Here is a 14,650-nt window from a genome sequence, read left to right as displayed (position 1 = left end):
AATCGGCCCGACCGGCACGATCGCAGCCGATGGGCAGGCCGACCAGGCCTGTGGGCATGCCGGCTTAGAGAAGGAGCGAGTTTCTTGGCGAGCATCATGACGAACGCTGCGGCGTTGACTGCACTTCAAAGCCTCAACGCCACCAACAAGTCGCTCGAGCAGACACAGGCCCGCGTCTCGACGGGCTATCGCGTCTCCGAAGCCTCCGACAACGCCGCCTACTGGTCGATCGCCACCACCATGCGCTCCGACAACCAGGCGCTCTCGACCGTGCAGGATGCGCTCGGCCTCGGCGCCTCGAAGGTCGACACCGCCTATACCGGCATGAACAATGTGCTGGACACGATCGGCAAGATCAAAACCAAGCTGCTTTCGACCGTCGGCCAGACGGATGCCGCCAAGGCAAAGACGCAGACCGAAATCACGGCGCTTCAGGCGCAGATGAAATCCTTTGCCGACGCCGCCACCTTCTCCGGTTCGAATTTCCTGTCGGTGATCTCCAAGCAGGTGTCGGCCGCCAATGACGGCGTCCAGCCCGACTCCAAGATCGTGTCCTCGTTCAACCGCACCTCGTCCGGCGCCGTCCAACTCGGGACGATTGACATCGATGTCGAGAGCACCAAGCTTTTCGATTCCGGTCTCGCCGGCGAGGTCAAGAACCAGGGCATTCTCGACCGCAAGACATCGGTCTATTCGACCGCGGCCGCGCAGACCCTGTATGACACCGCCTATGCGGCATCGATCGCGGGTGGATCAACGGATATCGCAGCCAACACCGCCGGCCAGACCGCGGCGGGGGCGGTTGCCAAGGTCGACAATATTTCCGCCTACAATCTCGACATCACTGCGGCGGGCGTGACCGACGACATCATCACCCAGATGATCACCAAGATCGACAACGTCATGAGCCAGCTGACCGATTCCGCCACCATCCTCGGTTCGGCCAAGAGCAGCATCGACCTGCAGAAGACCTTCACGCAGAGCCTGATGGACTCCATCGACCGCGGTGTCGGCCAGCTCGTCGACGCCGACATGAACAAGGAATCGACCCGCCTTCAGGCGCTCCAGGTGCAGCAGCAGCTCGGCATCCAGTCGCTGTCGATCGCCAACAGTTCCTCGCAGTCGATCCTGTCGCTGTTCAAGAGCTAACCGCCCACTCGACGTCTTCACCTCAAGGTTGACGGGCCGCGCGCCGAGCGCGGCCCGATTTCATTTTCGCACAAGCTTCGAGGGCTAGTGTTCCAGCGGACAGTCATGCTGGGAGTAGTCGACCGTGCCGGAACAGATCCAGAGCATCATCGCGAATCTCCGCGGGTTTGGCGTGAAGCGCCTGGCCATGCTGGCGGGCATCGCCGCATTGGTGATGAGCGTCATCGGTGTCGCTTCCGTCTATCTCAACCGTCCGGCCTACGACACGCTCTATGTCGGGCTCGACCGCGCCGACGTGAACCAGATCGGCCTCGTGCTGGGCGAGGCCGGCATCGGCTTCGACGTCGGCTCCGACGGAACCTCGGTCCTGGTCCCGGCCGGCACCACCGCGCAGGCCCGCATGCTGCTTGCCGAAAAGGGCCTGCCGACCAGCGCCAATGCCGGCTATGAACTGTTCGACAATGTCGGCTCGCTCGGCCTGACCTCCTTCATGCAGCAGATCACGCGTGTGCGCGCGCTGGAGGGCGAAATATCGCGCACCATCCAGTCGATCGCGGGCGTCAAGGCTGCGCGCGTCCATATCGTTATGTCCGAGCGTGCCAATTTCCGCCGCGACGAGCAGCAGCCCTCCGCGTCGGTCGTCATCCGCTACGCCGGCATCGACGCCGAGAAAAGCGCCATGTCGATCCGCCATCTCGTCGCCGCCGCCGTTCCCGGCCTGTCGGCCGACAAGGTGACGGTGCTCGATTCCAACGGCAATCTGCTGGCGGCGGGAGATGATCCCTCCAACACAAGTGCCGCCCGCACGCTTGGCGTCGAACAAACCGTCGAGGCGCAGATCGGCGACAACATCCGGCGCGCCCTCACCCCGTATCTCGGCCCGGACAATTTCCGCGCCAGCGTCAAGGCCGACGTCAACACCGATACCCGCCAGACGGAGGAGACGATCTTCGATCCGGAGTCGCGCGTCGAGCGTTCGGTGCAGTCGGTGCGCGCCAACGAGAACAACAACCAGAAGCAGGCCTCCACCCCGGCCAGCGTCGAGCAGAACCTGCCCGAGACGCAGACGACCGCCACCGAGGGTCCGCAATCCTCCTCGCAGAACGACCGCAGGGAAGAGATCACCAACTACGAGATCAACTCCAAGAAGATCGCCACCGTCTCCAACGGCTACAGCGTCACCAAGATGTCTATCGCCGTGGTCGTCAACCAGGATCGGCTGAAGGCGATCCTGGGCAAGGACGCCACGCCCGAACAGATCGCCAAGCGCGTCGCCGACATCCAGAAGATGGTGACCTCTGCCACCGGCTTCGACGACAAGCGCGGCGATGTCATCGACGTCTCGGCGGTCGAGTTCATCGACGGGCTCGACGGCGAGGCGATCCCGCAGGCCGGAATGCTCGATTCCGTCGGCCAGCACGCCGGCACGCTGATCAATGCCGGCGCCTTCATCGTCGTGGTGTTCCTGGTGGCCTTCTTCGGCCTGCGCCCGATGGCGGCGGCCCTGACAGCAAAGGCGACGCCGTCCATAGCCGGTCCCAATTTCGACGAGGTCCAGCGCTCGCTGCCGACGCCAGAGGGCACGGCTTCCGCCGAAGCCGGCTCGGCCGTCGGCGCCTTGCCGGGCGTGCGGGCCGGCTCCACGCCGCTCGACGACCTGCGCCAGAAGATCAGGCCCGCGCCGCAGGAGCGGCTTGCCCGCATGGTCGACCTCAACGAGGAGCGCACAGCGCAGATCCTGCGCAAATGGGCGGCCCAGGAAGTCGCGGTGTAGTCCATGCCTTCCCTAGCCCTTTTCGATCTCCTGCCGGATTTCGGCCCGCGCCCGCAACGTGTCAGCCAGCCGAGGGCCGCCGCCGAGCACGAGCCGGAAGCAGCCGTGCCTCAAGCCGATATCGGCACGCTGATCGCCGAAGCGGTCGCCCAGGCGGAGGCAGCGCTTGGCGAGCGGCTTGCGGCTGCCCACGAAGCAGCGATGGACGCTGAACGCCGGGCGAATGCCGAGGAAGCGAAGGCCTTTCTCGAGAGCTTCGGCGGCGATGTCGGCGAGGCGGTCTCGCTGCGCATTGATGCCATGGAGGCGCGCGTGACGGACCTCGTCGCCGCCACGGTCGCCCGCATCATCGGCGGCATCGTCAGTGACGACCTGCAAAAGCGCTCGCTTGAAGCGCTTGCCGGTGCGGTCCGCGAAGCGGTCGGCGATGGCGAAGCGGTGCGCATAGTCGTTCGCGGCCCGCTTTCCCTTTTCGAAGCGCTGAAGGCATCGCTCGGAGCGCGCGCCGCCAATCTCGACTTCATCGAAGCTCCCGGCTTCGATCTCACGGTCTCCATCGACGAAGCGGTGTTCGAGACGCGCATGGCCGAATGGTCGGCAACGCTCTCCCAGGTGTTGGCATGAGCGTCGCCGATGCCGATCAGGCCAGGCACGAGATCATCATCGTGCGTCGTGGCCATGACGACCACGAGGAGGGCCATCACGGTGGCGTCTGGAAGATCGCCTTCGCCGACTTCATGACGGCCATGATGTGCTTCTTCCTGGTCATGTGGCTGATCAACGCCGCCAACGAACAGACCAAGGCGGCGGTCGCCAGCTATTTCAATCCGGTCAAGCTGGTCGACCGCACGTCGAGCCGCAAGGGCCTGGAGGATCTCGGCGACGGTCCGCGCGCCATCGGGCTGACCGCCGACAATCCGGAAGAGGCGGCCACCAAGGCCGGACAGGATGGAGCCGGCGGCGCGGGTTCATCCGATCCCAAAAAGGAAAAGCAGGAGCCGCAGCAGTCCGAGCAGTCCGACGAACACCTGTTCGCCGATCCCTACGCGGTGCTTTCGGAAATCGCCACCAACACCGGCATCATGCAGAACGTCAGCCAGAAGGGCGATGGCGGCGCGCAGAGTGCCGGCCCGGCAACGGGCGCTTCCGGCGGCGCCTCCTATCGCGATCCGTTCGAGCCTGATTTCTGGTCTCAGCAGGTGGCCTCGCCGGGCGCCGAGGCCAGCGCGCAGCGCGCCAGGATCGAAGGTGATCCGGTGAAGCCCGGCGACAAGGCCGCCGAGGCGCAGGTCGCCAAGGTCAAGGCCGTGCCGCCTGCGCCGCCGGTCATCGCGGCGCCGCTTGAACCTCTGGCAAAGGACGGCAAGGCCACAACGGCAATCGCCGAGGCGGGTGATGCGAAAGCCGGCGCCGCCGGGCCCGCGGACGCCAGGGTTGCCGCCGCCCAGGAGGCGGCCAAGCCCGATGCCGGCGAAAAGAAGCCGGGCGCGGCCGCGCTTAAGGCTGCGGCCGATGTCAGGCAGCAGCTGGCCGAGGCCTTCAAACCTGGCGACAAGTTGCACGACGGCGTCTCGGTCGAAGCCACCGACAAGGGCGTCCTCATCTCGATCACCGACCAGCTTGACTTCGGCATGTTCGAGGTCGGCTCCGCGATGCCGCGCCGTGAGCTGGTGCTCGCGATGGAAAAGATCGGCCACATCGTCAACAGCCAGAAGGGCACGATCAGCATCAACGGCCACACCGACGCGCGGCCGTTCCGCAGCGCCGGCTACGACAATTGGCGGCTGTCGACGGCGCGCGCGCATTCGGCGTACTACATGCTGGTGCGCGGCGGCGTCGACGAGCGCCGCATCACCGAAGTCGCCGGCTTCGCCGACCGCCAGCCGAAGGACCCCGCCGATCCGCTGTCGGCGGTGAACCGCCGCATCGAGATACTGATGGCGACCGGCGGATGAGGCGGGCGGTCTTCACCAGCCGCTTGATGGGCCTTTTGCTGTTGGCCGGCCAGCCTACGGCCGCCCTCGCGCAGGATTCGTTGCAACCCTATCAGCTGGTGCGCTCGCTGCAGCTTATTCAGGACCGTATCGCCGTCGGCGACCACGCCGCGCTGCCGATGCAGTCCAAGCTGCTGGAGATGATCGATACGCGCTTGCGCGAGGCGGACAAGGACGATTTCAGGGATCCGAAGAATTTTCGCGCGCTGCTGGTCTACGGCATGAGCGGCGGCAACCCGGTGACCGTCGAGGCGGCCGTGTCGCGCGCCACCGCCGATGCGCGGGACCTAGCCCTTGCCAGGGGCGTCATCGATTACCTGAACGGCCGCCCCGGCGAGGCCATCGAAGCCTTGAAGCCGGTCGATCCGATGGCGGAGCCCAGCGACCTCGCCGCCTTCCTTGCCCTGGTCAAGGGTTCGCTGCTCGCCAGCGACCAGCCGGCCGCGGCGCTGGTGCTGCTCGACGAGGCGAAATTGCTCGGCCCCGGGACACTGGTCGAGGAGGCGGCATTGCGCCGCTCGGTCGGCATTGCGGTCGCGCAGCGCGACGCGGCGCGCTTTGCGCTTGCCTCCACACAATATGTCGAGCGCTATCTCTATTCGCCCTATGCCAGCCAGTTCGCCGACTCCTTCGTCTCGGGCGTGATTGAGCTGCACATGTCGATCAGCCAGGACAAATTGGCCGATATCACCTCAATGATGGATCCCGAGCGCGAGAAGGTCATTTATCTGCGCATCGCCCGCCGCGCCGCGATCGACGGCCTGAACGAACTGTCCGCCTTCGCCTCGGCGCGGGCCGAGCAAGGCCGCGACGGCAACACCAATCAGGGCGATCCGCGCGCCCTGCTCTACTCAAGCCTGTCCACCGTGACATCGGGTACCATCGAGGACGTGCGCGCCAAGCTGGGCAAGATCGACCGCAGCCGGCTGTCGGACGGCGACCGCGCGCTGCTCGACGCCGCCGAGGCCATCGCCGGCGAAGTGGTGGCGCCGCCCGCTTCCCTTCCGACCGCCAGCCCGGCACCTGCAGAGGTCATACCATCGCACGAGCCCGAGCCTGCCGCCGCGCAGTCCACCGACGCCGCCGGATTGCCGCCCGTCGAGGGTGCTGTCTCCGAACAGCCGGCCGTCGCGCCATCCGGCGACACAGTGGCAGCTGCGCCGAACCCGCCGGCTCCGGGCGATGCGGCAACTGTCCTGCCGGCATCGGCGCCGGCGGCCGCGGCCAGCACCGACACGTCAGACCCGACCGATGCCGCGATGGTCAAAACCCGTCGACAGCTCGACCTGATCGACCAGATGCTTGGAGCCGCTCCGAAATGACCCCCAGCCTCGGTCCGGCGCTGCCGGGAATCACCACCGCGCGCACGACGGCGGAACAGCCGGCGGCGACCGGAAAGAATGACGACACGGGTTTCGGCAAGATGCTGGACGACAAGGCCGGCCCGGCCCACCCGGACAAGCATCCGGCAGCCGGGGCCGAATCGCGCGATGAGCGCTGGAGCAGGCTTGCCGCCGGTCCTGCCGGGCAGAAGGACGAGCCACTGCCGGCTGGCAAGGCAAGGATCCCATCCAGCGGAATGCTGGCCGCGAAAGCAGCCAGGGACGACAAGACCGCCGAGACGGACAAGGACGCCGATGGCGCAGCGGCCGAGACAGGTACGACGCCGCTCGAGGACCATCTGCCGTTGCTGATCGCGTTCCATGACCTGCGCCATTTCTCGACATCGGCCAGACCGGCCGATACGAGCGAAACCGGACAGGAACCGGCGCTCGACGGGCAGTTCCTGCCGAAGGCCTACCGGCCGAAATCCGCCGCCGGGCATGATGACCTCGAACCGATGTCGAAGCCCGAGCGGACATCGCTCGTCGATGGGGCGCTGACCAAGCTCGATGGCCAGACCGTCAACGACGCCGCCGGCACACCAAAACGCGATAATACGATCGCGGCCGGGCCGCTGCCCCAGACGGCGCCGGCCGAAGTGCCGGGCGTGGATCCGAAGCACGCGGCACCGCAGCTGAGGTCCATCGCCGATGTTCAGTCCTCGTTGCGGTCCGAGCCCGGAAAACAACCTTCGGCGGCAGGACGCATCGACGTGGTTTCCGAGCGCAGCTTCCCTGCCCCGCCGCAGGCGCCGGTGAGCCAGGCCGCCCTCAACGTGATCGGCGCCATAACAGCCGATGGCGGCCCGAAAACGACGCTTTCGACACACTCCGCAACCGCGCAACTGACAGGCCCTGTTGCCGCCGCGACACATGTGTTGAAGATCGAACTTCATCCGGCCGAGCTTGGCATGGTCACCGCCAATCTTCGCCTCTCCGGAGAACAACTTTCGATTGAGTTGAAGCCTCAAACACATGACGCCTACCACCGGCTGTCCTCTGATAGCGATGCCATCGTCAAGTCCCTGCGCGGACTCGGCTTCGAGGTTGACAAGGTCACGATACTACAACCTTCGGTAGCGGTCCCCGCAACGACCCGCACTGATGCGACCGCATCCTTGCAGACGGCGGCGGGCCGCGACCAGTCGTCCTTTCAACCCGGGAATTCCGGCGGCGGCAACAGCGGCGCCGGCGGCCAGCAACCGGGCCAGCAATCCGCCGGAAGACACAATGATGACGCGCAAGCACACGGCCGCCCCGCTTCGCCTTCTCGCGAGCGCGCTGGCGGCGATATCTTTATCTAGTCTTGCGAGCGCCGCCGCTGCCGCCGCCAATGCTTGCGAACCGGAGATCCTGCGCGCCGCCGACCACTATGGCGTGCCGGCCGGCATCCTCTATGCCGTCGGCTTGACCGAGACCGGCAAGAAGGGAAGCTTGCAGCCCAACGCATTGAATATAGAAGGAAAAGCAGTCTTCCCGACAAGCCGCGCCGAAGCTCTTGCCACCTTCGCCAATGCCCGACGCGAGGGCAAGACGCTGATCGATCTCGGCTGCATGCAAATCAATCACCACTACCACGGCGCGCATTTCCGCAGCGTCGAGGACATGCTAGATCCGCGTCAGAACGTCGACTATGCAGCGCGTTTCCTGGCCAGCCTTCATGCCCGTCACGTGACCTGGTCGATGGCCGTCGCCCGCTATCACGCGGGGCCCGACAACGACCCGGCGCAGAAGGTCTATGTCTGCCGCGTGATATCAAACATGGTGGCCACCGGCTTCGGCAAATGGACCGGCAACGCCCGCACGTTCTGCAACCCATGAGTGTATTGTTGCATCTCATGCAATCAGTCGCAAAGTCTCGGCGTTGCGCTTCGACTTGGCCGGGACTTGGAGCACCAAGCATATCTCACCCCATGCTAATGCAACCGATGCGATTCCAGACTCCCAAGAAACTAGTTACAAGAAATGACGGTTGTTCAGGATTCCTGCCAGCGGATACGGCTTTCCCTCACGGGGCAGATGAGCTGATTCGGAGGCGGGGCCGATGATCGTTATCGTTGACGAGCGAGAGCTCGTGACAGACGGATACAATTCACTTTTTGACCGCGAGGGCATCGCCTGCGCGGGCTTCGCTTCCGGCGAATTCGGCGAGTGGGTGAACTCGGCGGCCGATGCCGATCTGCGCTCGGTCCGGGCCTTCCTCATCGGCGACTGCCGCGAAGGCGCGATCTCTCCGCGCCAGATCCGCGACCGCACCGGAGCCCCGGTGATTGCTCTCAGCGAGCAGCATTCGCTGGAGAACACGTTGCGGCTGTTCGAGAGCGGTGTCGATGACGTCATCCGCAAGCCGGTCCATATCCGCGAGATCCTGGCTCGCATAACAGCCATCCGCCGCCGCGCCAACGAGGATGCCGCCTTTACCGAGATCGGCGCCATGCGCATCTTCATGGATGGCCGCGACCCCGAAATCAATGGCCAGCCGCTTCCCTTGCCGCGCCGTGAGCGCCGCATTCTCGAATATCTGGCAAGCAATCGCGGCCGCCGCGTCACCAAGACCCAAGTATTCAACGCCATCTACGGCATCTTCGACGAAGAGGTCGAGGAGAACGTGGTGGAAAGCCACATCAGCAAGCTGCGCAAGAAGCTGCGCGAGAAGCTGGGCACCGATCCGATCGATTCCAAGCGCTTCCTCGGTTACCGGCTGGTGTTCTGATGCACCGCCGCGCCAGCCTCGCGCAAGACAGGACGCGTAGCCTCGCTGCCAATGGCATGGACATTGCGGAGACATTTCGATGAGCCTCTACGGGATGATGCGGACCGGCGTTTCCGGCATGAACGCGCAGGCCAACCGTCTGTCGACGACAGCCGACAACATCGCCAATTCCGATACCACCGGCTACAAGCGGTCCTCCGCCGAATTTTCAACGCTGGTCATGCCCTCGACGGGCGGCGCCTATAATTCCGGCGGCATCACCACCACGATCCGGCAGGCGGTCAGCGATCCCGGCGTGCTCCAATACACCACCTCTGTCTCCGATCTTGCCGTCAGCGGCGACGGCTTCTTTGTCGTCCAGGACCCGAGCGGTACGCCTTTCCTGACCCGCGCCGGCGCCTTCGTTCCCGATGGACAGGGCAGGCTCGTCAACTCGGCCGGCTTCCAGCTGATGGCCTACAGCTACGAAAATGGCGTGCCGGCGGCGACGGTGAACGGTTTTGAAGGATTGGTCCCGGTCGTCATCTCCGACCAGGGAATGACCGCGACCCCGAGCACCGAGGGTCTCTACAGCGGCAACTTGCCCGCAGGCGCGACGCCGGTCGCGGCAGGCAACCTGCCCACCACCAACGCCGCAGGCGCGCAGTACACCTCGAAATCCTCGATGGTCGCCTATGACAATCTCGGCAACAAGAAGCTGCTCGACGTCTATTTCACCAACACCGGCGCCGGCACCTGGCAGGTGTCGGTCTTCGACCAGTCGAAGGCGACCGCCGGAACGTCATTCCCCTACGCCGGCGGCGCGCTGGGCTCGGCCAACCTGACCTTCGACACGACCACGGGCAAGCTCACCGGCGCCGTCGACAGCGTCTCGCTCACCGTGCCCAACGGCAGCGCCTTTTCGTTGGATCTGTCGGCATTGACTCAGCTCGGCACCGGCTTCACGGTTTCGGACGCTCAGGTCAACGGCAACGCGCCGAGCACCATCGACAAGGTGCAGATCAGCAAGGACGGCACCATCTACGCCCAGTACAAGGACGGCTCCACCAAGCCGCTCTACAAGATCCCGCTGGCCGATGTGCAGAGTCCCGACCAGCTCACCGCGCTGCCCGGCAATGTGTACTCGCAGGGCACCGAATCCGGCGCGGTCCGCGTCGGCTTTGCCAATGAAGGCAAGCTCGGCTCCATCATCTCCGGCGCGCTCGAGAATTCGAACGTCGATATCGCCGAGGAACTGACCAACATGATCGCGGCGCAACGCAGCTACACCGCCAATTCGAAAGTCTTCCAGACCGGTTCCGACCTGATGGACGTCCTTGTCAACCTGAAGAGATAAAACCGGGCAACGCCCGTGAAAGACCCGCATGTCGCTTTCCACCGCATTGAGCATCGCCCAATCGGCGCTTATGAACACCGCTCGGCAGACCAGCGTTGTCTCGCGCAACGTCGCCGACGCTTCCAATCCGGACTATACGCGCCGCATCGCCGTCGTCACCAGCACGGCGCCGGGCGCGCGCTCGGTTGATATCCAGCGCGTAGCCAACGACCTGCTCTTCCGCCAGAATCTCAGCGCCCTGTCGGCGTACAGCGGCCAAAACGCGCTCTATAGCGGCCTGGATCAGCTGGATGTTTCGGTCAATGGCGTTGACAATGCGTCCTCTCCCTCGACCGCGATCGGCAATTTGCAGCAGGCGCTGCAGCTCTATGCCACCTCGCCCTCGAACCAGAATCTCGGCTCCAGCGTCATCGACGCAGCCAAGCAGGTCGTGCGTTCCCTGAACGAAGGCTCCAGGGCCATTCAGGACTTTCGCACCCAGACCGACGGCCAGATCGCCACCGCGGTAGACGATCTTAACTCGCTGCTCAGCCAGTTCCAGGATGCCAACCAGGCTGTCATATCAGGCACGCGCTCCGGCACCGACGTGTCCGATGCGCTGGACCAGCGCGACGCGCTTTTGAAGAAGATCTCGGACTATGTTCCGGTCTCCACCTTCACGCGCGGCGACAATGACATGGTCATCACCACGGGTGACGGCACGACGCTGTTCGAAACCATCCCGCGAACGGTCAGCTTCGCCCCATCCTCCGGCTACAGCGCCGGTACCGTCGGCAATGCCCTCTACATCGATAATGTGCCGATCTCGGCGGGAACCGGCGGCAACACCAGCGCTAGCGGCAAGCTTGCCGGTTTGCTGCAATTGCGCGATGGCGTCGCCTCGACCATGCAGAGCCAGCTCGACGAGACCGCGCGCGGCCTGATCACGGCCTTCGCCGAGACCGCGCCGTCAATGCCCAACGCCGCCGGGCTGTTCACCTGGTCGGGCGCGCCGGCGGTGCCGGCCGCTGGCACGCTGGTCAATGGCCTTGCCGGCACGATCAGCGTCAATGCCGCCATGGATCCAAGTGTCGGCGGCAATCCGGCACTGCTGCGCGACGGCGGCGCCAACGGCGCGGCCTATGTCGTCAACACTGGCGGCGCCTCTTATTCCAGCCTTCTGGTCGCCTATGGCGACCGGCTCGATCAGCCGATGACATTCGACCCCGCCGCCGGGATTTCGGCGACGTCGAGCGTTGCCGACTATGCCGCCAATTCGATCGGTTGGCTCCAGGGCGTGCGCCAGCAGGCTTCGACCGCAGCCGACGCCAAGCAAGCCCTGGCGTCGCGCAGCGCCGAGGCGCTGTCCAACGCGACCGGCGTCAATGTCGACCAGGAAATGTCACTGCTTCTCGATCTCGAACATACCTATCAGGCATCGGCCCGAATGATGAAAACCGTCGACGACATGTTGGCGGCTCTGCTCAGCGCGGTGGGATAATCCATGACCTCAGTCTCTTCGGCCGCTCTCTCGAACGCCATGCGCTATCAGCAGATGCGCATGCAGGCCGAGCTCGTCAAAGCCACGAAGGAGTCCTCCACCGGCAGGGTCGCCGATGTCGGCCTGGCACTGGGCGGACGCACCGCCCAGTCCGTAACCTTCTCGCGCGATCTCGACCGGCTCAATGTCATTATCGATTCCAACGGCCTGGTGGCCGCCCGGCTCTCCTCGACGCAGACCTCGCTCGGCCAGCTCTCCAGCGTCGCGCAGACCTTGCTGTCGAGCCTGACCACCTCAACGTCGGGCGATTCTTCCGCCAACCTCACCCAGTCGGCCGGCAAGACGGCCGTCCAGCAGCTCGCCTCGATCCTCAACACCAGCGTCAACGGCGAGTATCTGTTTGCCGGCACCAACACCGACGTCAAGCCGATCAACGATTTCACAGCGGCCGGATCACCCGCCAAGGCTGCCTTCGACGCCTCCTTCGTCGCCAATTTCGGTTTCACGCCGGATGACCCCGCCGCGGCAAACATCACCGCGGCCCAGATGGACGATTTCATCACCAACGACGTCGAGCCGCAGTTCTTCGGTTCGGGCTGGCAGGCCAACTGGTCGAACGCCACCGACCAGCAGATCGTCAGCCGCATCGCGCTCAACGAAACCACCGCGACCTCGACCAGCGCCAACAGCGACGGCATCAAGAAGCTCGCCATGGCGGCGGCCATGGTCTCCAGCCTGATGTCGACCAACATCAGCCAGGCGGCGAAGGACACCATCGTCGGCCGCTCGCAGTCGCTGGTTGGCGAAGCGCTCAGCGGCATCGGCCAGGTTCAGTCCGAAACCGGTATCGTCCAGAAGCGCGTGTCCGACGCCGTCGACCGCATGAAGACGCAGGTCGACCTGTTCGAGCGCCACATCCTCGATCTCGAAGCGGTCGACCCGGCCGAAGCCGCGACCCGCGTCGCCGACCTGACGCAGCACATCGAGACCTCCTTCGCATTGACGGCGCGGCTCCAGCAGCTCAGCCTGTTGAATTACCTGACCTGACAACTCTGAACCGGAACGGTAGAGCCAACGATGTACCAATTCTCCTACGCCGACATCCAGAGCACCTCTGTCGCCGATGCGAAGGACCGTGAACGGGAGCTGCTGACCCGCTCGATCGACATGCTGGCGGCGGCCGCCGCCCTTGGCCCCGCTTCGATGGAGGCAGTGGAGGCGCTGCATTTCACCAACCGCGTCTGGACCGCCTTTGTCGAGGATCTCGGCTCCAACGACAACGCGCTTCCCAAGGAACTGCGCGCCAACCTGATTTCGATCGGCCTTTGGCTGCTGCGCGAGGCGGAAGACATCCGCCAGGGCCGCACCCAGAATTTCGAGGGACTGATCGAGGTATCCCAGATCATCCGCGACGGCATTCAATGACCAACACGCTGAAGATATCGCTGAAGCCGAACGAGAAGATCTACATCAACGGTGCGGTCATCCGCGTCGACCGCAAGGTCACCGTCGAATTGATGAACGACGTGCAGTTCCTGCTCGAAAGCCATGTGATCCAGGCCGATGACGCCTCGACGCCGCTCAAGCAGCTGTATTTCATCCTCCAGGTGATGCTCATGAACCCGGCCGGCGCCGGCGAGGCGCGCGAAATGTTCCGCCGCTCCCTACCGCTGCTGCTTGCAAGTTTCGAGGACGCCGAGATCGGCAGTGCGCTGAAACAGATCGACCGCATGGTCGGCGAGGACCACATCTACGAGGCGCTAAAGGCGATCCGGTCGCTCTATCCGCTCGAACGCCGCGCGCTGGGCGGCAATGACGACGTTCCGGGCGCCTCGCGTCCGCTGGCTGTGGGAGCACGCTGATGACCGTGGACATGACGACGACGATACCGGTTGGCACCAATCAGGCCAGCCAGCAGACCTCCAAGACCGCTGTCGACTACCAGTCCTTCCTGAAGCTTCTGATCGCCGAGATGAAGAACCAGGATCCGACCAAGCCGATGGATTCGACACAGTACGTCGCCCAGCTCGCCACCTTCTCGCAGGTCGAGCAGTCTGTGCAGACCAATACCAAGCTGGACCAGATCATGCAGTCCTCGGCGCTGTCGCAGGCCGATGCGCTGATCGGGCGCTCGATAACGTCCGCCGACGGCAAGACGACGGGCACCGTCGCGTCCGTGCGCCTTGCCAGCAGCGGCCTCATCGCCGTGCTGGGCAACGGCACCGAGATCGCGGTCGGCCCCGGCGTCTCGGTCAAGGCGGCAAGCTGACGGCTCCGGCGGGCCGACCCCATGAACGAGGCCGACGCACTCGACATCGTCCAGTACGCGGTGTGGACGGTGCTGACCGCATCCGCCCCGGTGGTGCTGGTCGCCATGGCGGTGGGTATCGGCATCGCCTTGATCCAGGCCCTGACGCAGGTCCAGGAGATCACCTTGACCTTCGTGCCGAAGATCGTCGCCATCATGCTCGTGGCGGCGCTGACCGGTCCCTTCATCGGCAGCCAGATATCGGCCTTCACCAACGTCGTCTTCGAGCGCATTGAAAACGGGTTCTAGCTGCTTGCGGCGAGCCGGCCCGTTCTGTCCCGACGACTTACCGGCAGCAGCCTGCTGTCGCCGATGCGGACCGTGTACGGCATAGGGCTGCATCCGCGGCGCGGCGTCGAAGCAACGCCGCACGGCTGCGTGGTCCTCCTCTATCCTCTTGTTGGACCATGATCTTTTTTTCAGGACGTTCGCTCTTTGCGGCACGATGCCATAGTTTCGGCAAACCATCCGCGGAAACGGATCACCGCAACGATCGGCAAGCCATGACAGGGCC

At 64.8% G+C, this 14,650-nt stretch carries 15 protein-coding genes; all 15 read left to right on the top strand.

All coding sequences use genetic code 11. The features are described 5' to 3' along the window. Window positions 1-84 precede the first annotated feature (84 nt). The 15 genes from LB547_RS06990 (at window position 85) to fliQ (ending at window position 14,385) form a co-directional block, all read left to right on the top strand. Window positions 85-1,149 carry a flagellin gene (locus LB547_RS06990; RefSeq protein WP_140496222.1) on the top strand — a complete coding sequence of 355 codons (1,065 nt, stop codon included), beginning with the start codon at window positions 85-87 and terminating at the stop codon, window positions 1,147-1,149. Between the two features lie 124 nt (window positions 1,150-1,273). Continuing rightward, window positions 1,274-2,923: a flagellar basal-body MS-ring/collar protein FliF gene (fliF, locus tag LB547_RS06985; RefSeq protein WP_140522324.1), complete on the top strand. Its 1,650-nt coding sequence runs from the start codon at window positions 1,274-1,276 to the stop codon at window positions 2,921-2,923. Window positions 2,924-2,926: 3 nt separating this feature from the next. Beyond that, a complete protein-coding gene (locus tag LB547_RS06980) occupies window positions 2,927-3,547 on the top strand; it encodes a hypothetical protein (RefSeq protein WP_140513643.1) in 621 nt (206 codons plus the stop codon). Continuing rightward, on the top strand, window positions 3,544-4,878 hold the full coding sequence (locus LB547_RS06975; protein ID WP_140624286.1) for a MotB family protein: 1,335 nt from the start codon (window positions 3,544-3,546) through the stop codon (window positions 4,876-4,878). The genes LB547_RS06980 and LB547_RS06975 overlap by 4 nt, the downstream gene beginning before the upstream one ends. Beyond that, window positions 4,875-6,239 carry a chemotaxis protein MotC gene (locus tag LB547_RS06970; RefSeq protein ID WP_140556607.1) on the top strand — a complete coding sequence of 455 codons (1,365 nt, stop codon included), beginning with the start codon at window positions 4,875-4,877 and terminating at the stop codon, window positions 6,237-6,239. Before LB547_RS06975 ends, LB547_RS06970 begins: the two co-directional genes overlap by 4 nt. After that, on the top strand, window positions 6,236-7,603 hold the full coding sequence (locus LB547_RS06965; protein WP_140761413.1) for a flagellar hook-length control protein FliK: 1,368 nt from the start codon (window positions 6,236-6,238) through the stop codon (window positions 7,601-7,603). The genes LB547_RS06970 and LB547_RS06965 overlap by 4 nt, the downstream gene beginning before the upstream one ends. Next, window positions 7,533-8,120, top strand: a complete 588-nt coding sequence (locus LB547_RS06960) for a transglycosylase SLT domain-containing protein (RefSeq protein WP_181165242.1) — start codon at window positions 7,533-7,535, stop codon at window positions 8,118-8,120. Before LB547_RS06965 ends, LB547_RS06960 begins: the two co-directional genes overlap by 71 nt. Window positions 8,121-8,343: 223 nt before the next feature. Continuing rightward, window positions 8,344-9,012 carry a response regulator transcription factor gene (locus tag LB547_RS06955; RefSeq protein ID WP_140496228.1) on the top strand — a complete coding sequence of 223 codons (669 nt, stop codon included), beginning with the start codon at window positions 8,344-8,346 and terminating at the stop codon, window positions 9,010-9,012. Window positions 9,013-9,091: 79 nt separating this feature from the next. Continuing rightward, window positions 9,092-10,348 carry a flagellar hook protein FlgE gene (locus tag LB547_RS06950; RefSeq protein WP_140624290.1) on the top strand — a complete coding sequence of 419 codons (1,257 nt, stop codon included), beginning with the start codon at window positions 9,092-9,094 and terminating at the stop codon, window positions 10,346-10,348. A 28-nt stretch (window positions 10,349-10,376) separates the two neighbouring features. Beyond that, a complete protein-coding gene (flgK, locus tag LB547_RS06945) occupies window positions 10,377-11,828 on the top strand; it encodes a flagellar hook-associated protein FlgK (RefSeq protein WP_140560324.1) in 1,452 nt (483 codons plus the stop codon). Between the two features lie 3 nt (window positions 11,829-11,831). Continuing rightward, window positions 11,832-12,875 carry a flagellar hook-associated family protein gene (locus LB547_RS06940; RefSeq protein ID WP_140496231.1) on the top strand — a complete coding sequence of 348 codons (1,044 nt, stop codon included), beginning with the start codon at window positions 11,832-11,834 and terminating at the stop codon, window positions 12,873-12,875. 30 nt (window positions 12,876-12,905) lie between these two features. Further along, entirely contained in the window at window positions 12,906-13,253 is a 348-nt protein-coding gene (gene flaF, locus LB547_RS06935; RefSeq protein ID WP_140496232.1) for a flagellar biosynthesis regulator FlaF, read from the top strand. Beyond that, entirely contained in the window at window positions 13,250-13,690 is a 441-nt protein-coding gene (gene flbT, locus LB547_RS06930; protein WP_140496233.1) for a flagellar biosynthesis repressor FlbT, read from the top strand. Before flaF ends, flbT begins: the two co-directional genes overlap by 4 nt. Beyond that, window positions 13,690-14,097: a flagellar hook assembly protein FlgD gene (flgD, locus tag LB547_RS06925; RefSeq protein ID WP_140513649.1), complete on the top strand. Its 408-nt coding sequence runs from the start codon at window positions 13,690-13,692 to the stop codon at window positions 14,095-14,097. Before flbT ends, flgD begins: the two co-directional genes overlap by 1 nt. A 21-nt stretch (window positions 14,098-14,118) precedes the next feature. Then, a complete protein-coding gene (fliQ, locus tag LB547_RS06920) occupies window positions 14,119-14,385 on the top strand; it encodes a flagellar biosynthesis protein FliQ (RefSeq protein ID WP_140496235.1) in 267 nt (88 codons plus the stop codon). Window positions 14,386-14,650 lie beyond the last annotated feature (265 nt).

Origin of the sequence: Mesorhizobium sp. B264B1B, assembly GCF_020165765.1 — a bacterium.
GTDB lineage: Bacteria > Pseudomonadota > Alphaproteobacteria > Rhizobiales > Rhizobiaceae > Mesorhizobium.
Note: the sequence above shows the minus strand (reverse complement) of the source record. Positions and strands in the feature narration are given on the sequence as shown.

Excerpts from the sequence above, each read along its gene's own strand:
- LB547_RS06965 (WP_140761413.1), top strand. The coding sequence starts at position 6,236 with ATGACCCCCAGCCTCGGTCCGGCGCTGCCGGGAATCACCACCGCGCGC.
- flgK (WP_140560324.1), top strand. The coding sequence starts at position 10,377 with ATGTCGCTTTCCACCGCATTGAGCATCGCCCAATCGGCGCTTATGAAC.
- flaF (WP_140496232.1), top strand. The coding sequence starts at position 12,906 with ATGTACCAATTCTCCTACGCCGACATCCAGAGCACCTCTGTCGCCGAT.
- LB547_RS06960 (WP_181165242.1), top strand. The coding sequence starts at position 7,533 with ATGACGCGCAAGCACACGGCCGCCCCGCTTCGCCTTCTCGCGAGCGCG.
- LB547_RS06940 (WP_140496231.1), top strand. The coding sequence starts at position 11,832 with ATGACCTCAGTCTCTTCGGCCGCTCTCTCGAACGCCATGCGCTATCAG.
- flbT (WP_140496233.1), top strand. The coding sequence starts at position 13,250 with ATGACCAACACGCTGAAGATATCGCTGAAGCCGAACGAGAAGATCTAC.
- flgD (WP_140513649.1), top strand. The coding sequence starts at position 13,690 with ATGACCGTGGACATGACGACGACGATACCGGTTGGCACCAATCAGGCC.
- fliQ (WP_140496235.1), top strand. The coding sequence starts at position 14,119 with ATGAACGAGGCCGACGCACTCGACATCGTCCAGTACGCGGTGTGGACG.
- LB547_RS06970 (WP_140556607.1), top strand. The coding sequence starts at position 4,875 with ATGAGGCGGGCGGTCTTCACCAGCCGCTTGATGGGCCTTTTGCTGTTG.
- LB547_RS06975 (WP_140624286.1), top strand. The coding sequence starts at position 3,544 with ATGAGCGTCGCCGATGCCGATCAGGCCAGGCACGAGATCATCATCGTG.
- LB547_RS06980 (WP_140513643.1), top strand. The coding sequence starts at position 2,927 with ATGCCTTCCCTAGCCCTTTTCGATCTCCTGCCGGATTTCGGCCCGCGC.
- LB547_RS06955 (WP_140496228.1), top strand. The coding sequence starts at position 8,344 with ATGATCGTTATCGTTGACGAGCGAGAGCTCGTGACAGACGGATACAAT.
- LB547_RS06950 (WP_140624290.1), top strand. The coding sequence starts at position 9,092 with ATGAGCCTCTACGGGATGATGCGGACCGGCGTTTCCGGCATGAACGCG.